The sequence below is a fragment of the Pseudothauera nasutitermitis genome, from assembly GCF_004801295.1.
GTDB lineage: Bacteria > Pseudomonadota > Gammaproteobacteria > Burkholderiales > Rhodocyclaceae > Pseudothauera > Pseudothauera nasutitermitis.
This window is the reverse complement of the sequence record NZ_SSOC01000003.1, coordinates 72,427-89,415: the sequence shown is the minus strand read 5'-3', so window position 1 is coordinate 89,415 and position 16,989 is coordinate 72,427. Positions and strand designations below refer to the sequence as shown.

Genomic DNA, 16,989 nt, shown 5'->3' with positions numbered 1-16,989 from the left:
CCGGGGGCGGGCCGCTTTACTGGCGCAATGCCAGATACGCGGTGACCTCCTCGCGGTCGTGGTACAGGTGCTTGATGCGCAGATCGTACGGGCCCACGCTGGCCAGGCGCTTGTGGATCAGCGTGCGGCATTGCGCCACCGCGTCCAGGCGGCGCTTCATCGGCAGCTTGAGATTGAAGATGCTGCGCTTGCAGCGTCCGGTGGCGATCCATTCGGCCACCAGCGAGGCGATGCGCGAGGGCTGTTCGACCATGTCGCACACCATCCACTCCACCGTGCGTTGCGGGCGCCAGGTGAAGCCGTCTACGCGCAGGTGTTCGACCATCTCGGTGGCGAGCACGGAATCGGCCAGCGGGCCGTTGTCCACGGCGGTGACGTGCAGGCCGCGCGTGGCCAGTTGCCAGGTCCACCCGCCGGGCGCGGCGCCCAGATCCACCGCGCGCAGGCCGGCGCGCAGGGTGACGGTGCGCTCTTCTTCGCTGAGCAGGGTCATGAAGGCTTCGGACAGCTTCAGCGTGGAGCGGCTGGGCGCACCGCCGGGCATGCGCAGGCGCGGGATGCCCATCGGCCAGGGTGAGCTTTCCTGCGGCCAGGCGGCAGTCAGCCAGGCGGTGGCGGCGTCCTCGAACAGCACGTGCAGGATCGGCAGCCCCGACTTGGCGCGGCGCAGTGCGCCGGTCTTCTCCAGCACGCGGCCGAAGGGCTCGGCGAAGCGCCGGCAGAAGCCGGAACGCTGCTTGGCCTCGTCGGTGTCCGGGGTTTCCAGCACGAAATCGGCGAAGCGTTCGTTGGCGCTTTTCACCGCAGCGAGCAGCGGGGTGGCGCGGTCGCGCTCGGGCAGATCGGTGACGCGCGCGAACCACAGCAGGAGCTGGCGGGCGAACACCGGGCGGCGCCAGTCGGACAGCTGTTCGTACACCGAGGTGGGCAGCGCCTCATAGGTCTCGTAAACGACGAAACCCGTGCCGGGCTTGGCGCGCACGTGGCCGATCAGGCCGGCGTCGGAAGCCAGTTCATCGAGTTCGGCGGCCAGTTCGTTTTCGAAACCGGCACGGCACAGGCCCAGCAGGCCGCGTACCGGCAGCTTGGAGTTTTGGAAGGCGGACATGGTCGGGCGCCTGCAGAGCGCTGGCGTATCATCGGAGGAAGGCGGCGATGATAAGCCCCGCCGCCGGGGGCGCAAAGCCCGCCGGTTCACCAGCAGAGGACAATCCATGGAATATCGACTTCTGGGCGGCGACGGGCCGCGCGTTTCGGCCGTGTGCCTGGGCACGATGACCTTCGGCGAACAGAACACCGAGGCCGAGGGGCATGCCCAGCTCGACTGTGCGATCGAGCGTGGGGTGAATTTCATCGATACCGCCGAGATGTATGCAATCCCCGCCCGCGCGGAAACCAGCGGGGCCAGCGAGACCATCGTGGGCAACTGGCTGGCGCGCCGCCCGCGCGAGAGCGTGGTGCTGGCCACCAAGGCCGCCGGCCCGGCACGCGGCCTGGGCTGGATACGCGGCGGCCCCCTGGCGCTCGACCGTGCCAACCTCCGCGCGGCGGTGGAAGGCAGCCTGCGCCGGCTGCGCACCGAATACATCGACCTCTACCAACTGCACTGGCCGGAGCGCAACCAGCCGCTGTTCGGCCAATGGCAGTACGACCCGGGCAAGGAGCGCGAATGCACGCCCATCCGCGCCCAGCTGGAAGCGCTGGCCGAACTGCTGGAGGAGGGCAAGATCCGCCATGTCGGGCTGTCCAACGAACATCCCTGGGGGGTGATGCAATTCGCCCAACTGGCGAAGGAGTCCGGCCTGCCGCGCATGGTGTCGACGCAGAACGCCTACAACCTGCTCAACCGGGTGTTCGAGTACGGCCTGGCGGAAGTTTGCCACCGCGAGCGCGTCGGCCTGCTGGCCTACTCACCGCTGGCCTTTGGCCATCTGTCGGGCAAGTATCTGGACGATCCGGCCGCCCCGGGCCGGGTGGCGGCCTTTCCGGGCTTCGGCCAGCGCTACGCCAAGCCTGGCGTGCGGCCGGCGGTGGAAGCCTATGCCGCGCTGGCCCGCCGCCACGGCCTGACGCCGACGCAGTTGGCGCTGTCCTTCGTCTATCACCGCTGGTTCGTCGCCAGCACCATCATCGGTGCGACCACGCTGGCGCAACTGGAAGAGAATCTGGCCGCCTGGGCGGTCCGGCCGAGCGCCGACTTGCTGGAAGAAATCGACGCCATCCACCAGTGCAACGCCAATCCGGCGCCCTGAGTGGCGCACATCCTGCAGGCGGGGGTGAATGCGGCCCCGGCCCCGCCGTTACGGTTTCGGGGGCTGGATCGGGGTGAAGGGCGTTCCCGGCGTGATCTTCGGCGTTTCCTCGCCATGCGCGACCGAGCCTGCGGGGCCGATGACGGCGCTTCCGGGCGGCAGGACGAAATGCGATGGCACGTCCTGCAGCTTATGCTCCATCATGTAGTCGTTCATGTCCCGCCAGCCGGCGAACACCGCTGCCTTCACCGCGTCGGGGTTGAGGGCGTAGCAGTCTTCCAGGGAGCGCCCGGCATGGCGGCAGGCACCGCCGATGGCGCGCCCTTCCGATTCGGCGATCTCGGTTTCCTTTTGGGGGTCGGGCAGTTCGAGCAGGTCGGCCATGCGCTCGCAACCGAGCAACAAGGGCAGGCACAGCAGGAGTAGCATTCGTTTGACGGCGGTGAACATAATTTCTTACAGCCTGTGTCGCGGCGTACACCAAAAATAACGTCCGCCAACGGAAATACTTGAAACACTTCCTACGAGCGATCACCATCATGATGTCTTCGCCCCTCCGCCTGCAGCGTCTCGTGCGCGCCGGCTTCCTGCTGGCCGCCGCGGTGGCGCTGCCGGCCTTGGCGCAGTCGCAGGCAGCGCGCGCGCCGCAGGAACTGGAACTTGTCCATTCCTTCGATCTTGCCAGAACCCAGGCCTTGCAGACACTGGTGGATCACTTCAACGCGCAGAACAAGGAATACCACGTCGTGCTCGGCCGGCGCGACTGGCAGCAGGGCGACCTGCCGCACCTGATGATTCTCGACGGCGAAGCGGAAGAGCTTTTCCTGGCCGGGCAGAAGCCGCGCTACCGGCCCTTGCACGAGCTCATGCGCTCGGCCGGCGTGCCGCTGCAGACCGTGCGTCCGCCGGTGATGATGACGCGCAAGCCGGTCGATGCCCAGGGCCGCCTGCTGGCGCTGCCGGTGGGGCTGGCCACGCCGGTGCTCTATGTGAACCGGGAGAGCTTCCGCAAGGCCGGACTGAATCCGGACATGCCGATCCAGACCTGGCAGGATCTGCAGCACGCCCTCGGCCAGCTGTTCGACAGCGGCAACGCCTGCCCCTACACCGTGTCCGAGCCCGGCAAGGTGATGGTGGAGAACCTCAGCGCCTGGCACAACACGCCGGTGACCGCGCGCCGCGGGCGCGCCGACGCGCCGGCCTTCAACGGCATGGTGCAGATCAAGCACGTGGCGATGATGGCGAGCTGGCACCGCGCGCGCTATCTGCACATCTTCGATCGCGGCCCGGAGGCCGAGCGCCGCTTCGCTTCCGGCGAATGCGCGGTGCTGGCCGGCCCGTCGGCGAGCTGGGCGAACTTCCGCCGCCAGTCCGGCCTGGACATCGGCGTACTGCGCCTGCCGTATTACGACGACTTCCCCGGCGCGCCGCAGAACACCCTGGCCGATGGCGCCTCGCTGTGGGTGGCGGCCGGCAAGAAGCCCGCCGAATACCGTGTGCTGGCGCGCTTCGTGGCATTCTGGCTGCAACCGGAGAACCAGGTTGCCTGGCAGCGCGAGGCCGGCTATCTGCCGCTCAACCGTGCCGGTCTGCTGGCCTCGGAAAGCGAATTGCTCGGCGAGGACCTGGAGAACGTGCGGGTGGCCGTCCACCAGCTCACCAACAAACCGGCCACCGCCGATTCCTCCTCTTCTTCCCTGGTCGGGCGAGAATCCGTGCGCCGCGTGCTCGATGAGGAACTGGCCGCCGTGTGGGCCGACGTGAAACCGGCCAAGGAAGCGCTCGACACCGCCGTGGCGCGTCTGCACCCGCCCGCCGGAGCGCGCTGAACGTGCTGCCTGCTGCGTGGCCTTGGCCGCGCGTGCTGGCGCATCGCTGCGGCGGCGCGCTGGCGCCGGAGAACACCCTGGCCGGCCTGCCCGTCGCCGTCGCGGCGGGCTGCCGGGGCGTCGAGTTCGATGTGATGCTGAGCGCCGATGGCGTGCCGGTGCTGATCCACGACGAAACCCTGGAACGCACCAGCAATGGCCGCGGCGCGGTGGCCGATACGCCGTACGCCGCGTTGCGCGGGCTGGATGCCGGAAGCTGGTTCGCCGCGCGCTTCGCCGGCGAGCGCATTCCGACGCTGGCGGAAGCCGCCGAGCGCTGCACGGCGCTGGGGCTCGCGGTCAATCTGGAAATCAAGCCTTCAAGCGGCCGTGAAGCGCAGACCGGCGAAGTGGCCGCCGGTCTGGCGAGCCGGCTGTGGAGCGCCGCCGTGTTGCCACCGCTGCTCTCGTCGTTTTCCGAGACGGCGCTGGATGCCGCCCGGCGCCGCGCGCCCGAACTCCCGCGAGGCCTGCTGGTGGAGGGCGTGCCGGCCGACTTCGCCGCGCGTTGCGCGCGGCTGGGGGCGGTGGCCCTGCATGTTGCCGATGCCGGCCTGCAGCGTGCCCAGGTCGACGCCGTGCGGGCCGCGGGCCTGCACCTGGCGGTGTATACCGTCAATGAGCCGCCGCGCGCGGCGGAACTGCTGGCCTGGGGCGTGGATTGCGTGATCACCGACCGTCCCGATCTCATCCGGGTGTCCTGAGCGCGCCACCCGCGTGCGAGCGGCCTCCTTGACGCGGCTGCGGCCGGCCTCCTACCATCCCGCTCTTTGCCTTGCCGTGAGCGCTTCCGCCGTGTCCATCCAGCAGCTCTTCGCCCCGATCGCCGCCGACATGCAGGCCGTCGACGCGGTGATCCGTCAGCGCCTCCACTCGGACGTGGTGCTGGTCCGACAGGTGGCCGAATACATCATCCACAGCGGCGGCAAGCGCCTGCGTCCGGCGCTGGTGCTGTACACCGCCGGCGCGATGGGCTACCAGGGCACCCATCACCATGAACTCGCCGCGGTGGTGGAATTCATCCATACCGCCACGCTGCTGCACGACGACGTGGTCGACGAATCCGAACTGCGCCGCGGCAACAAGACCGCCAACGCCATGTTCGGCAACGCCGCCTCCGTGCTGGTGGGCGATTTCCTGTATTCACGCGCTTTCCAGATGATGGTCGGTGTGAACGACATGCGCGTCATGCAGGTGCTGGCCGACGCCACCAACATCATCGCCGAAGGCGAGGTGCTGCAACTGCTCAACTGTCACGACGCCGACGTTGGCATCGACGACTACCTGCGCGTGATCCGCTACAAGACCGCCAAGCTGTTCGAGGCCGCCGCGCGCCTGGGCGGCATCCTGGGCGGTGGCACGGCCGAGCAGGAAGAGGGGCTGGCGGCCTACGGCATGCATCTGGGCACGGCCTTCCAGATCATCGACGACGTGCTCGATTATTCGTCCGACGAGGCGGCCACCGGTAAGCATCTGGGCGACGACCTCGCCGAGGGCAAGCCCACGTTGCCGCTGATCCACGTGATGCAGCACGGCAGCGCCGAGCAGGCCGGGGTGGTGCGCGGGGCCATCGAAAGCGGCGGGCGCGACGATTTCCAGGCCGTGCTGGCGGCCATCCGTGCCACCGGCGCGCTGGAGGTGAGCCGCCGCCACGCGCAGGCCGAAGCCGTGCTGGCGGCCGAGGCGCTGCGGGCCTTGCCCCCTTCCATTTTCAAGGACGCGCTGCTACAATTATCAGACTTTGCGGTTACGCGAGATCGCTGATATATTGATCGGCTTCGCGAGGCGAAAGTAAAAGTGTCGGGGAATAGCTCAGCCTGGTAGAGCACTGCGTTCGGGACGCAGGGGCCGGAGGTTCGAATCCTCTTTCCCCGACCATCCATTCCCGGAAAAGCCACTCATCGAGTGGCTTTTTCTTTTTGCGGCATCGGGCGCCGTATTGCCTGGCTGCCGCGCGGGTGCTAGGGTGATTCCGCAGCACCATCAGGACACACATCATGACCCGCATCGTTTCCTCCCTGCCCGGTCGCATCCGCGTCCGCGACCCCGCGCTGCGCGCACCCGACCGGCTCGATCTGCTCGAACAGACCCTGGCGGCGCTGGAGGGCGTGGCCGGACTGCGCGGCAATGCGGCGGCCGGCAGCATCGTGCTGCATTACGATGCCGGGCGGATCGATGTGGAAGCGTTCGAGCGCACGGTCGACGAGGCCGTCGATGCGGTGCTGGCGGCGCCGCGGCGCAAGGGCCGCCACCGCCTGCGCAATCGTGTCAATCGAGCGGCCAAGCTCGGCATGCTGGGTAGCCTGGGGACTTCGCTGGTACTTGCCGCCGCAGGGCAGAAGCACTGGCACGCGGTGGCCGGCGGGGTGTTCGTCGCCTGTCTGGGCGTGCATCTCGCGGTGCATCGCAAGCATATCCTGCGCTGAGCGAGGGGCCGCCGCCGCGCGGCCGGGTGGTGTCCCGCCGCGCCTCTGCGTTCATCCCTTCCCGTGTCTTGCTCCGGCGCTTGCGGAACGAGCCCTGTGCGCGTGCGGCAGCCCGGCGCCGGCCAGTGCGCGCAGCAGGATCGCGATGGTGGTGCCGTTGTGCAGCGCGGACGCGGCGATCGGTTTCAGCCAGCCGAAGGCGGCGGCCGACAGGATGCTGGTGTTGAGCCCCACGGTGAGCTTGAAGTTGCTGTCGATCAGCCGGCGCGTGGCCAGGGCCAGGGCCTTGGCGTCGGCCACGCGGGCGATGTCGTCCTCGAGCAGGGCCACGTCCGAGGCCAGGCGGGCGACGTCCGCGCCATTGTGCATGGAGATGCCGACGTGCGCGCCGCTGAGCGCGGGGGCATCGTTGACGCCGTCGCCCACGAAGGCGATGCGCGCGCCCCGGGCGGCCAGTTCCTGCAGGATGCGCGCCTTGTCCTCGGGCAGCAGGCCGGCGTGGAATTCGTCCAGGCCGAGCTCCCCGGCGGTGGCGCTGGCGCGTTCCGGGTGGTCGCCGGTGAGCATCAGCACGTGCTTCACTCCCAGTTCGCGCAGGCGGCGGATGGTGGCCGCGCTGTTGTGGCGCAGGCTGTCGCGCAGCGCCAGCACGCCCAGCAGTTCGCCGCCGTAGCCGATGTAGAGCAGGGTCTTGCCTTCGCGCTGCAGGCGTTCGATGAGTACGCAATGCGCGTCGATGGGGATGCCCTCGTCGTCCTCGACGAAGTGGCGCGAGCCGACCACGATGCGCCGCCCGTCGATGACGCTGGCGACGCCGTGGGCGACGATGAATTCGACTTCCTTGTGATCGAAGTGGCGCGGATTGTCCAGGCGCCGCGAGGCCTCGACCACGGCCAGGGCGAGCGGGTGGAAGTAGTGTTCCTCGACCGAGGCGGCCAGGTTGATCAGGTCTTCCGGCGAATAGCCCTGCTTGAAGGCGACCGAATCGGTCACCTCCAGCTTGCCGGTGCTCAGCGTGCCGGTCTTGTCGAACACGAAGGTGTCGGCCTCGGCCAGGCGTTCCAGGGCCTTCGCGCCCTTGATCAGCATGCCGGCCTTGCCGGCCTCGTACATGGCCGCCTTGAAGGCGACCGGCGTCGACAGCTTGAGCGCGCAGGAATAGTCGGCCTGCAGCACCGCCGCGACGCGCTGCCAGTCGCGCGACACCAGCCAGGTGCCGCCCGCCAGCCCGAGCACCATGGGCACCAGGCGGTCGGCCATGCGCGCGGCTTCGAGCTGGGTGTTGCTCTTCACCGCCAGCGACTGTTCGACGAAATCCGCAATGCGCGCGGCGGCGGCCTGCGCGCCGACGTGTTCGGCATAGATGCGCAGGCGGCCTTCCTCGACCAGCGTGCCGGACAGCACGCGGTCGCCGCGCCGGCGTTCCACCGGCACGCTCTCGCCGGTCATCGCCGCCTCGTTGACCAGTGCCTCGCCGCCGAGCACGGTGCCATCGACCGGGACCATGCCGCCGGTGGCGGCGATCACCGTGTCGCCGACCTTCACCGCGGCGGCATCGATCTGCATTTCCACGCCGTCGCGCTCCACCCATACCGCATCGTCCGCAGGCTTGAGCAGATGTTTGAGCAGATCGTCGGAACGGCGTTCGATGGAGGCTTCGAGATACTCGCCGAGGGCGAGCAGGAAGGAGGTGGTGTTGGCCGCCAGGTAGTCGCGCCGGCCGATGGAGATGGCCACCGCGAGCGCTTCGAGCACGTGCGAGGTCACGCCCTTTTCGAGCAGGTCGTCGACCGCCTCGCCGAACAGCGGCACCGCCGTGCCCAGTGCCACCGGGGCCTGCAGGGCAGGGTTGAGCGTGCGTGAGGCCAGCAGGCTGGCCGCGCTGAGCGCGACCGGGGCGGCGCTGACCTCGTCGTTGCGAGGGGCGCCGTTGCGTTGCGGGACGGGTGTGAGGCGCAGGATGCCGAGGGCGATGCGTTCCGCGTCGGTGAGCGCCGGGTCGAACTCCACCACCAGCGAGCGTGCCGCGGGATTGAGGCGTGCCTTGTGCACGCCCTCGATGCCTTCCACGGCGCGCTCGATGACGCGTGCCTCGCGCGGCGTGCCGGGGTGGCAGCGGTAGCGCCAGCGCACCCGGCCGCGTGTCGTATGGACCGGCTCCAGCGCCGAGACCCAGCCAGCCGCCATCATGCGTCCCCGTGCTGCTCCGCTTCCACCTCGGCGCGGATGTCGGCCATCTGCTCCTTCATTTCCTCGAAGCCGCCGGCCACGCCCGCGTACAGCTTGATGGCGGACTTGACCAGCTTGCCGCGCAGTTCCTCGTCGCTCAGCACCCAGGCGGCGGCCGCGCCGATCAGCGCGCCGAGCAGGAACTGCTCGGTGTTGCGCGAACGCAGAAAGGCCGGCATGCCTTGCAGCAGCCCCGCGTCCAGCCCGGCGGCGTTGAGCCCGGCGCGCAGCCCTTCCTGCAGGCCGGGGCCGCCCATGCCGGGGGCGAAGCCGGCATCGCCCTGCTGGCCGTAGTAGCCGTACTGCCCGTACGGCGGCTGATAGTCGTTGCGGCCGTTGCCTTTCTTACGCTTTTTTCCCATTGCTGTTCTCCTGTTCGCTGGGTGCTGCGTCGCGCAGCAGTTGTTCGATGAGCAGTACGCCGGCCGCGCCGGCTACCGTGGCGGCGAGCGCCCGGGTGTAGTCGCGCTGGCGCAGGGCCTGCGCGGCCTGGCTGCCGGCGGCCAGTGCCGTGCCGCCCTGCAGGGCGTGGCGCAGCACGCGCCTCAGGTCGGTGGGCGATTGGGGGGAAGGGCGGTCCTGGAAGGCGGACAGGCAGCCCGCCGTGACGAAACCCTGGGCGAAGCCGCCCCCCGCGCCGCGTGGGCGGGCGGGTGCCGGAAAGGCCGTGCGCGGTGCGAAGCGTGCATTCATTCGCCGGCCGCCTTGTCAGCCTTGGCGGCACTCTTGGGCGCGGCCTTGGCGCTGGCGGGCTTGCCGGCCGCCTTGCCTGCCGGCTTGGCCGCGCGCGGCGCACGCTTGCGGGCGGGCTTGGCGGCTGCCGGCTCGGCGGCGGGGGTCTCGGCCGCGGGCGTGCCCAACTGTGAGCGGGCGCGGCTGGAGGCGCTTTCGATGGCCTCCAGGCTGGATACGGTGGCGCTGCGCAGGCTGTCGCGCGCCTTGTCCAGACCCTGGCGGGCAATGTCCAGGCTCTGGCCGGCCTTGTCGGTCTTGAGCAGGCGGAGTGCGACCGCGCCGGTCACCACGCCTGCGACGAAGGGGAAAAGCGGAAACATGTCAGGACTCCTTGCGATGGCGGCCGATTCTGTTTTTCTTCAACAGATGGACTCCGGCGCCGCCCGCGACCATGCCGGCCAGCATGGCGGGGGGTGTATGGCGCAGAAGCGGACTGAATAGACCGAGTGGTCCGGCGTAGGGGCCGAGCTGGGCGAACGCGCGTTCGAGGAAATCGGCCAGTGGGCCATGGCGCACATAGGCCTGCTGCGGGCCGATGCCATGCGCGGCGTGATAGTTCTCCTGCGCCTGGGCGGCTTCCACCGCCTGCTGGAAGGCCGGCAGGTACTCGTGCAGCGAGCCGTGCTGGAGTTCTTCGAGCACCTGGCGGACGGCGGGCTCGCCGACCTGCATCAGCAGTTCGGCATGCAGGCGGACCTTGCCGGCCTCGCCCGCGAGGGCGCGCAGGCAGTTTGCCAGCCAGCTGGGTTCGACGGTGGTTTCCTGCGGAAAGGGATCGAGCGGGCGGGGGATGCCGAAGCGCTCGCAGATCTTCAGCAGCATGCCGATGCGCTGCGTGCAGCCCTGCAGGGCCTTGGGGAAGGGCGCGCGCGGGCCGAAGGCCTCGATCACCCGCGCATGGAAGCTGCGTGCCGCGTACTCGTCGTACAGCGCGATGCGCACCGCCTGATGGACCACCGGAAACGGTGCCGCCGGATCGATGCGCCGGGTGCGCAGGATCGTTTCGTCATGATTGAGCATCGGCGATCTCCTGGTAGGCATCGCGCAGGATGCGTTCGAGCCTGCCTGCCGGTTCGGACTGGATGCCGCTCAGGAAGTCGCCCCAGGCCCGCTCGGAAATCACATCGGTGTCGTAGATCACCGTGCACGAGCGCGCGAGCAGGTTGGTCTGAACGGACTGGATGCCGGGAAGACGGTCGAGCACGGACTGGAAGGCGCGCGCCTGCGCGCCGGACAGTTCGACGGCGCCAGGCACGCCGCCCTGCAGCTTGAGGCGGATGCGTCCGCGGATGTGGTGGGCGATGCGCACACTGTTCAGGAATGCGCGCAGTTCCTCGAATTCGGGCATGAAGGCTTCCAGCAAAGCGGCGCGTCGAGGACGCGCCGACGGATCGATACACGACCAGGAGCCGGGCGGTTTCCACGCTGTATGGCGCTTGGCTGGCGGATGCTGGCGATGCGGGCCGGCTACGGTGGACTGCTCTGTCGTGCCGATGGAATCATACTCCGCCGCGTGCGCGTGGTCGATTTGCCGAACAGCGTACGCCTTGCCGGCGCATGCGGCCCTGATGCCGGTCAAGAGCGGCTCGGCGCGGGGTATTGCGCCCGCGGGGCATGCGATATGAACACGACGCCGTGCTGCGCGACGGGGGTGTGGACCGGGGTGCCGGAATCGTGCGCGCATCCGGCGGTCCGACGGATACCTGCCGAAACCGGCACATGCGCGTGCGTGCCGGGAGCGCGTGGGATAATCCCGCAGCTTCGCGGCCCGCCCCGGCCGCGGCTGGATTCCAGTACGCATGGAGCGTTCATGTCCGATCTGACCGACAAGGCCCGCAAGGCGGGCTTTCAGGCACGCAGCCTGTTCAAGTCCGCATTGCGTGCGGCCGGCAACGGCGCGCTCGCCCTGGGCGAGCACAAGGATGACGTGCGCCGCGTGATCGGTGCCGGCGTGGATGAAGCCGCGCGCAGCGCGGCCGATCTGCTCGACGGCGCGGGTGCCGGCCTGTCCGCCGCCGGCAGGGCTCTGGGTGAAGGGCCGCGTTCCGCAGAGGGCGGGCTGGGAGAGCGTGCGCGCGATCTGGGCGCGCAGGCCTTGCGGCGTTCCGGCGCCGTGCTGGGGCGCGCGGCCGGCGGGGTGGCCGCCGCGCGTGCAGCCGGTGAACCGATCGGCGCGGCGGCGGCCGGGGCGTTCGCCACGGTGGTCGAGCAGGTCGGCGGCGCGCTGGATGCCGCCGCGCTCGGCGGCGAGGATTTCGCCGTGCTGGGCGCGCGCATCGCGGCCAGCGCCGAGCGCTACCGGGCGCTGATGGGCGTGCGTGGATGCGTGCCCGGTCCGGCCGCGCGCATGGAGACGCTGCCGGCGCGCTATGCCGAGTGGCTCAATCGCGGGCACCTGCCCGCCGGCTACGCGGCCGTGGCGGCTGCTGGCGAGGCGGCGGGATTCCGCATCGAGGATGGCGCCGGGGCGGGCAACGCAGCCCTGCAGCGCAAGGCGGAGGAATCGCTCGTGCACGTGCGCGCGGCGCTCGCCCGCCATGCCGATCTGGTTTCCGACGATGTGGACGAACTCACCGCCGAACTGTTGATGCGCGCCATGCTGGAACGCGCTGCAGGAGACGGGCCGGACCCGCGTGCGGTGGAGCGCGCGCTGGCCGATCTGGAGCCGGCGGATCTGCGCGCAGAAGCGCCCGACGGAGGCTGGGCGACCAGTCCGGCCGGGCTGGCCTTCCTGGCCCTGGCGACCTTCGCCGACCGTTCGCGCAGCCTGCTGGAGCGCAGCGAACGCTTCGGCGCGCGCGGCGCGGAGATCCTGCTGTCGGCCGGCGCCAGCCGCCTGGCGCTGGCCGCCGGGCAGGCGTGGTGGATCGGCCTGCTGGCCGGGGCGGGCGGTTCCCTGCTGCGCGGCCACGGGCGCGCCAAGCGCGCGCGCCATGCCGCGCTTGGCGCGCTGGCGGAGGCCGCGGAGCGCGTTCTACACAAGCTGGAGGTTTGATGCGTCGTCTTTTGTTGGCGGCCGCGCTGGCCGGTTTGCTGCCGGCTGGCGCCCTGGCGGCCGCGCCCGTGACGCCGGCCACACCCGCCGTGCCGGAGGGCGTGGCCCTGGTATTGTCCGGCGGCGGCGCGCGCGGGGTGGCCCACCTGGGCGTGCTGAAGGTGCTGGAAGAGTTGCGCGTGCCGGTGGATTGCGTGGTCGGCACCAGCATGGGGGCCATCGTCGGTGGCGCCTACGCTTCGGGCATGGCGCTGGACGAGATGGAGCGCCGGGTGCGCGCGGCCGACTGGACGGAGATGTTCCAGAATGCCCTGCCGCGCGACGAACAGCCGTTCCGCGAGAAGCAGGATTCCGCCGGCAACCGTTCGGCAATCACCCTGGGCTGGGGCGGCGGAGAATTCCGTCTGCCGCAGAGCGCCATCACCGGCCAGCAGCTGGATCTGTTCCTGAGCGGGCTGGCGGGCGACGTCGAGTCGCTGAGCGCCTTCGACACGCTGGCGCTGCCCTACCGTGCCATTGCCACCGACCTGGAAACCGGCGGGATGGTGGTGATCAACGACGGCCCGCTGTGGCGGGCGATGCGCGCCAGCATGGCGGTGCCGGGCGTGTTCCTGCCCATCGAGCACCACGGCCGCCTGCTGGTCGATGGCGGGCTGGTGATGAACCTGCCGGTGGATGTGGGCCGCGAACTGTGCGGCGGACGCGTCATCGCGGTCAATCTGGGCACGCCGCCGTTCGGCCGCGAGCGCCTCAACACGGTGGCCGACATCGTGCTGCAGGCCATCAACCTGGCGCTGGAGCAGAACGTGCAGCAGCAGCTCGGCCGCCTGGGCGAGGGCGACGTGCTGGTGGAGGTGGATCTGCAGGACATCAGTTCGCGCGACTTCACCCGTGTGCTCGACACCATTCCGCTGGGCGAGCGCGCGGCGCGCGCGGCGGCCGCCGAACTGGCGCGCTTCGCCGTGGAGCCCGAGGTCTATGCGCGCTGGCAGATGCACCGCCAGGCACGCCTGCAGCGCCCGGCGCCCATCGTCACCAAGGTGGAGGTGGAAGGGCTGCGCCACGTGCCGCCCGCCGGCATCCTGGCCGGGCTGCGCCAGAAAGAGGGCCATCCCCTCGACAGCGCGGTGCTGGAGGCCGATCTGCAGCGCCTGTACGCGCGCGGCGATTTCGAGCGCCTGCGCTACCGCATCGAGCGCGACGGCGCCTATGGGCGCCTGTTCGTCGAGGCGGTGGACAAGTCCTGGGGGCCGAACTACCTGCGCTTCGGCGGCGGGCTAGCCGCCGATCTGCAGGGCGGCGGCGCGGTGGGCCTGTTCGCCGGGCTGTCGCGGCGCTGGCTCAACGACTGGGAAGGGCGGCTGAACCTGGATGCGCAGGTCGGCACCAGCAACCGCCTGCGCGCGGAACTGTTCCAGCCGCTGGGACTGAAGAGCTCCTGGTTCGTCGCGCCGGTGGCGCAGGTGGGCATGCGCAGCGTGCCGGTGTATGAAAACGGCCGCAAGCAAGCCGATTTCCGCGTGCGCGAGGCCACCATCGGGCTGGATCTGGGCTACGAGCTGGACGAGTGGGGCGAACTGCGCGCGGGCTGGCACCGCGGACGCGAGAAGGGCGAGATCATCAGCGGCGTGGAGGTCTATCCGAAGCAGAACGTGGAGCAGGGCAAGCTGCGCGTGTCGGCCGTGCTGGACCGCCTGGACAGCCCGTTCTTCCCGCGCCGCGGCGTGCGCGCGCAACTGCTCGGCGAATGGCATTCCGGACGCTTCGGCAGCGATCTGGACTACCGCTACATGGAACTCGACACCAGTTGGGTGCGTTCCCGCGGGCCGCACAGCGTGCTGGTCAACCTGACGCTGGCGGGCAGCCCGGACCATGAACTGCCCGCGGCCGGGCGCTATACGCTGGGCGGGCCGCTGCGTCTGTCCGGCTACCGCTACGGCGAACTGGCGGCCGACCAGGTGGCGATGGCCAACGTATCCTACTACCGTCTGATCAACACCCTGCCGGAGGCGCTGGGGCGCGGCGTGTATCTGGGTGGTTCGCTGGAGTGGGCGAACCTGCGCAACGATGCGCTGGACGCGCCGTCGCTGGGCAACCGCAACTCGATGTCACTGTTTCTCGGCGCGGATACCGTGCTGGGGCCGCTGTACGTCGGCGTGGCCTACGCTTCGCGGGTCGGCGAGCCGCGCTACTACCTGCTGTTCGGCCAGCCGTACTGAGCGTGCGCGTGTTGCCGCTCAGTGCGGCAGCACGCGGGCGAGAAACTGGCGCGCGCGCTCCGGGCGGCCGTCGGGATCGCCGAAGAACGCCTCGCCGGCGCAATCGTCCAGGATGGCGCCCTGGTCCATGAAGATCACCCGGTCGGCCACCTTGCGGGCGAAGCCCATCTCGTGGGTCACGCACACCATGGTCATGCCCTCGCCGGCCAGCTCCACCATCACGTCGAGCACCTCGCCGACCATCTCCGGGTCGAGCGCCGAGGTGGGTTCGTCGAACAGCATGCACACCGGGTCCATGCACAGTGCGCGGGCGATCGCCACGCGCTGCTGCTGGCCGCCGGAAAGCTGCGCGGGCAGGCGGTCGGCGAAGCCGTCCAGGCCGACGCGGGCGAGGTAACCCTGCCCGCGCGTGCGGGCTTCATCGCGGCTGCGGCCGAGCACCACCACCTGCGCCAGTGCGAGGTTCTCGATCACCGTCAGGTGGGGGAACAGCTCGAAGCTCTGGAACACCATGCCGACGTGCGCGCGCAGTTTCGGCAGGTTGGTGCCCGGCGCGCCCACCGAGACGCCGTTGACGACGATGCGGCCTTCGTCGAAGGGCTCCAGTCCGTTGATGGTCTTGATCAGCGTGGATTTGCCCGAGCCCGACGGGCCGCACACCACCACCACCTCGCCCTGGGCGATGCGGGTGCTGCAGTGGTCGAGCACGCGCGTTTTACCGTACCACTTGGAAACGTTTTCGATGACGATCATGTCGGTTTGGCCGCCGTGCCGTAGCGCCGGGCGATGGCCCCGGCGCCCAGTTCCAGCGACGAGCAGATGAGGAAATAGAGCAGGGCGACGAACAGGAAGATCTCGGTGGGATAGACCATCTCGCGGTTGCTCACCTGGGTGGCGACGAAGGACAGTTCCCCCACGCCGATCACGTAGGCCAGCGAGCTGTCCTTGATCAGCGCGATCCACTGGTTGAGGAAGGAGGGCAGCATGATCGGCAGCGCCTGCGGCAGGATTACGTAGCGCAGCGCCTGCACCCGCCCCAGCCCCAGCGCGGCGGCGGCCTGCCACTGCCCGGGCGGCAGGCTGCGGATGCCGGCGTACACCGAATGGGCGAGGTAGCTGCCGCCGATCAGCGACAGCGCGACGATCACCGTGCCCACGCCCGGCACGTTGAAGCCGAACACGATGGGCAGCAGGAAATAGGTCCAGAAGATCAGCATCAGCACCGGAATGGCGCGGAAGAAGCCGAGGAACAGCACCAGCGCCTGGTGGGCGGCGCCGTGCGTCATGGCCAGCGCCACGCCGAACACCAGGCCGAGCACGCCGGAGGCCAGCGCCGAGCACACGCTCAGCACCAGGGTCAGCGCGGCGCCGCCCAGCGGGCCGTGCGGCCAGGCGCCGAGCAGGAAGTAGGACAGGTTGTTGGTGATGACGGAGAAGTCCATGGTGTTTCAGCGCGCAGCCGCCCCCACGGTGGGGTTGCGGCGCTGCAGCCACTGGCCGGCCAGTTCGATGACGGCCACGGTGCCGATGTACAGCAGGGTGGCGATGCCGAAGGCCTGGAAGGTCTTGAAGGTTTCGGTTTCCACCTGGCGCGAGGCGTAGGACAGTTCGGCCAGCCCGATGGCCATGGTCAGCGAGGAATTCTTCACCGCGTTCATGTACTGGCCGAGCAGCGGCGGCAGGGAAATGCGCAAGGCCTGCGGGATCACCACGTGGCGCCATACCTGCCAGGGGCGCAGGCCCAGCGCGCGCGCGGCCACCGTCTGGCCGGCCGGCACGCCGCGCACGCCGGCGCGGAATTCCTCGGCGATGAAGGCGGCGGTGAACAGGGTCAGGCCGACGAAGCCGGCGAGGTATTCGAACGGCGGCCAGCGCACGCCGAAGAACGCCAGATGCCAGTGGTGCGGGGCGTTCAGCCAGACCACCACTTCCTGCGGCAGCAGCGCGGAAAAGCCGAAGTACCAGAAGAACAGCTGTACCAGCAGCGGGGTATTGCGGAACAGCGACAGCCAGGCCAGCGCCGGCCAGGCGATCCAGCGCGTGGGGGCGAGGCGGGCCAGGCAGAGCAGCAGGCCGAGCGCGGTGGCGGCGGCCGAGGCCAGCGCGGAAAGCAGCAGGGTGACGTAGAAACCGTCGATCAGCCAGCCGACGTATTTCGGTGCGAGCAATTCATCGAGCATGCGGGTTGGAGGGTGCGGCGGTGGCGTGCGTGACAAGGCTCCGCGCGGCGGGAACCGCGCGGAGCCGGAAGGGGCGTTGGAATGT

Annotated in this window: 18 protein-coding genes and 1 tRNA gene; 8 read left to right on the top strand and 11 right to left on the bottom strand. The window is 69.8% G+C overall.

The window, feature by feature from the left end; translation table 11 throughout:
- Window positions 1–16: 16 nt before the first annotated feature.
- Window positions 17–1,108: a 23S rRNA (cytidine(2498)-2'-O)-methyltransferase RlmM gene (gene rlmM / locus E6C76_RS07725; protein WP_136347676.1), complete on the bottom strand. Its 1,092-nt coding sequence runs from the start codon at window positions 1,106–1,108 to the stop codon at window positions 17–19.
- Between the two features lie 106 nt (window positions 1,109–1,214).
- On the opposite strand from rlmM, the gene E6C76_RS07720 reads away from it, so the two are divergent.
- Window positions 1,215–2,252: an aldo/keto reductase gene (locus E6C76_RS07720; RefSeq protein WP_136347675.1), complete on the top strand. Its 1,038-nt coding sequence runs from the start codon at window positions 1,215–1,217 to the stop codon at window positions 2,250–2,252.
- 48 nt (window positions 2,253–2,300) lie between these two features.
- Here E6C76_RS07720 and E6C76_RS07715 read toward each other — a convergent pair whose 3' ends face one another.
- Entirely contained in the window at window positions 2,301–2,681 is a 381-nt protein-coding gene (locus E6C76_RS07715; RefSeq protein WP_230976192.1) for a hypothetical protein, read from the bottom strand.
- Window positions 2,682–2,794: 113 nt separating this feature from the next.
- Here E6C76_RS07715 and E6C76_RS07710 point away from each other — a divergent pair, with 113 nt between their 5' ends.
- From E6C76_RS07710 to E6C76_RS07690, 5 genes are all read left to right on the top strand, one after another.
- Window positions 2,795–4,081 (top strand): extracellular solute-binding protein, encoded by a 1,287-nt coding sequence (locus tag E6C76_RS07710; protein WP_136348152.1) that lies wholly within the window; start codon window positions 2,795–2,797, stop codon window positions 4,079–4,081.
- 2 nt (window positions 4,082–4,083) lie between these two features.
- Complete coding sequence (gene ugpQ / locus E6C76_RS07705) at window positions 4,084–4,824, top strand: glycerophosphodiester phosphodiesterase (protein WP_230976191.1); 741 nt, start codon at window positions 4,084–4,086, stop codon at window positions 4,822–4,824.
- 91 nt (window positions 4,825–4,915) lie between these two features.
- The gene (ispB, locus tag E6C76_RS07700) at window positions 4,916–5,884 is read left to right on the top strand and encodes an octaprenyl diphosphate synthase (RefSeq protein ID WP_136348150.1); all 969 of its coding nucleotides are present in this window, start codon (window positions 4,916–4,918) and stop codon (window positions 5,882–5,884) included.
- Window positions 5,885–5,921: 37 nt separating this feature from the next.
- Window positions 5,922–5,998, top strand: a tRNA-Pro gene (locus tag E6C76_RS07695).
- 119 nt (window positions 5,999–6,117) lie between these two features.
- Entirely contained in the window at window positions 6,118–6,546 is a 429-nt protein-coding gene (locus E6C76_RS07690) for an HMA2 domain-containing protein (RefSeq protein ID WP_136347674.1), read from the top strand.
- A 51-nt stretch (window positions 6,547–6,597) separates the two neighbouring features.
- On the opposite strand, the gene E6C76_RS07685 is transcribed toward E6C76_RS07690, so the two are convergent.
- Genes E6C76_RS07685 through E6C76_RS07660 form a run of 6 tightly spaced genes read right to left on the bottom strand, consistent with a single transcriptional unit; the run spans window position 6,598 to window position 10,858 of the window.
- A complete protein-coding gene (locus E6C76_RS07685; RefSeq protein WP_211090157.1) occupies window positions 6,598–8,736 on the bottom strand; it encodes a heavy metal translocating P-type ATPase in 2,139 nt (712 codons plus the stop codon).
- Window positions 8,733–9,137, bottom strand: a complete 405-nt coding sequence (locus tag E6C76_RS07680; protein WP_136347673.1) for a hypothetical protein — start codon at window positions 9,135–9,137, stop codon at window positions 8,733–8,735. Before E6C76_RS07680 ends, E6C76_RS07685 begins: the two co-directional genes overlap by 4 nt.
- Entirely contained in the window at window positions 9,121–9,468 is a 348-nt protein-coding gene (locus E6C76_RS07675; protein WP_136347672.1) for a hypothetical protein, read from the bottom strand. The genes E6C76_RS07680 and E6C76_RS07675 overlap by 17 nt, the downstream gene beginning before the upstream one ends.
- Complete coding sequence (locus tag E6C76_RS07670; protein WP_136347671.1) at window positions 9,465–9,830, bottom strand: hypothetical protein; 366 nt, start codon at window positions 9,828–9,830, stop codon at window positions 9,465–9,467. Before E6C76_RS07670 ends, E6C76_RS07675 begins: the two co-directional genes overlap by 4 nt.
- Before the next feature lies 1 nt (window position 9,831).
- Window positions 9,832–10,530 (bottom strand): ferritin family protein, encoded by a 699-nt coding sequence (locus E6C76_RS07665; protein WP_136347670.1) that lies wholly within the window; start codon window positions 10,528–10,530, stop codon window positions 9,832–9,834.
- Window positions 10,517–10,858, bottom strand: coding sequence for a cation transporter (locus tag E6C76_RS07660; protein WP_136347669.1), 342 nt, complete (start codon window positions 10,856–10,858; stop codon window positions 10,517–10,519). Before E6C76_RS07660 ends, E6C76_RS07665 begins: the two co-directional genes overlap by 14 nt.
- 462 nt (window positions 10,859–11,320) lie before the next feature.
- Between E6C76_RS07660 and E6C76_RS07655 the strand changes: the two genes are divergently transcribed.
- The gene (locus E6C76_RS07655; protein WP_136347668.1) at window positions 11,321–12,505 is read left to right on the top strand and encodes a hypothetical protein; all 1,185 of its coding nucleotides are present in this window, start codon (window positions 11,321–11,323) and stop codon (window positions 12,503–12,505) included.
- The gene (locus E6C76_RS07650; RefSeq protein ID WP_136347667.1) at window positions 12,505–14,724 is read left to right on the top strand and encodes a patatin-like phospholipase family protein; all 2,220 of its coding nucleotides are present in this window, start codon (window positions 12,505–12,507) and stop codon (window positions 14,722–14,724) included. The genes E6C76_RS07655 and E6C76_RS07650 overlap by 1 nt, the downstream gene beginning before the upstream one ends.
- A gap of 18 nt (window positions 14,725–14,742) precedes the next feature.
- Here the strand turns inward: E6C76_RS07650 and E6C76_RS07645 are convergent, their stop codons facing one another.
- Genes E6C76_RS07645 through E6C76_RS07635 form a run of 3 tightly spaced genes read right to left on the bottom strand, consistent with a single transcriptional unit; the run spans window position 14,743 to window position 16,904 of the window.
- Entirely contained in the window at window positions 14,743–15,477 is a 735-nt protein-coding gene (locus tag E6C76_RS07645; RefSeq protein ID WP_136347666.1) for an amino acid ABC transporter ATP-binding protein, read from the bottom strand.
- The gene (locus E6C76_RS07640) at window positions 15,474–16,166 is read right to left on the bottom strand and encodes an amino acid ABC transporter permease (protein WP_136347665.1); all 693 of its coding nucleotides are present in this window, start codon (window positions 16,164–16,166) and stop codon (window positions 15,474–15,476) included. The genes E6C76_RS07645 and E6C76_RS07640 overlap by 4 nt, the downstream gene beginning before the upstream one ends.
- A gap of 6 nt (window positions 16,167–16,172) precedes the next feature.
- Window positions 16,173–16,904, bottom strand: coding sequence for an amino acid ABC transporter permease (locus E6C76_RS07635; RefSeq protein ID WP_136347664.1), 732 nt, complete (start codon window positions 16,902–16,904; stop codon window positions 16,173–16,175).
- Window positions 16,905–16,989: the final 85 nt, after the last annotated feature.

Coding starts and splice junctions, on each gene's coding strand:
- E6C76_RS07715 (WP_230976192.1), bottom strand. CDS start 2,681: ATGCTACTCCTGCTGTGCCTGCCCTTGTTGCTCGGTTGCGAGCGCATG.
- E6C76_RS07670 (WP_136347671.1), bottom strand. CDS start 9,830: ATGTTTCCGCTTTTCCCCTTCGTCGCAGGCGTGGTGACCGGCGCGGTC.
- E6C76_RS07645 (WP_136347666.1), bottom strand. CDS start 15,477: ATGATCGTCATCGAAAACGTTTCCAAGTGGTACGGTAAAACGCGCGTG.
- E6C76_RS07690 (WP_136347674.1), top strand. CDS start 6,118: ATGACCCGCATCGTTTCCTCCCTGCCCGGTCGCATCCGCGTCCGCGAC.
- E6C76_RS07655 (WP_136347668.1), top strand. CDS start 11,321: ATGTCCGATCTGACCGACAAGGCCCGCAAGGCGGGCTTTCAGGCACGC.
- rlmM (WP_136347676.1), bottom strand. CDS start 1,108: ATGTCCGCCTTCCAAAACTCCAAGCTGCCGGTACGCGGCCTGCTGGGC.
- E6C76_RS07665 (WP_136347670.1), bottom strand. CDS start 10,530: ATGCTCAATCATGACGAAACGATCCTGCGCACCCGGCGCATCGATCCG.
- E6C76_RS07650 (WP_136347667.1), top strand. CDS start 12,505: ATGCGTCGTCTTTTGTTGGCGGCCGCGCTGGCCGGTTTGCTGCCGGCT.
- E6C76_RS07675 (WP_136347672.1), bottom strand. CDS start 9,468: ATGAATGCACGCTTCGCACCGCGCACGGCCTTTCCGGCACCCGCCCGC.
- E6C76_RS07710 (WP_136348152.1), top strand. CDS start 2,795: ATGTCTTCGCCCCTCCGCCTGCAGCGTCTCGTGCGCGCCGGCTTCCTG.
- E6C76_RS07640 (WP_136347665.1), bottom strand. CDS start 16,166: ATGGACTTCTCCGTCATCACCAACAACCTGTCCTACTTCCTGCTCGGC.
- E6C76_RS07685 (WP_211090157.1), bottom strand. CDS start 8,736: ATGATGGCGGCTGGCTGGGTCTCGGCGCTGGAGCCGGTCCATACGACA.
- E6C76_RS07660 (WP_136347669.1), bottom strand. CDS start 10,858: ATGCCCGAATTCGAGGAACTGCGCGCATTCCTGAACAGTGTGCGCATC.
- E6C76_RS07680 (WP_136347673.1), bottom strand. CDS start 9,137: ATGGGAAAAAAGCGTAAGAAAGGCAACGGCCGCAACGACTATCAGCCG.
- E6C76_RS07635 (WP_136347664.1), bottom strand. CDS start 16,904: ATGCTCGATGAATTGCTCGCACCGAAATACGTCGGCTGGCTGATCGAC.
- E6C76_RS07720 (WP_136347675.1), top strand. CDS start 1,215: ATGGAATATCGACTTCTGGGCGGCGACGGGCCGCGCGTTTCGGCCGTG.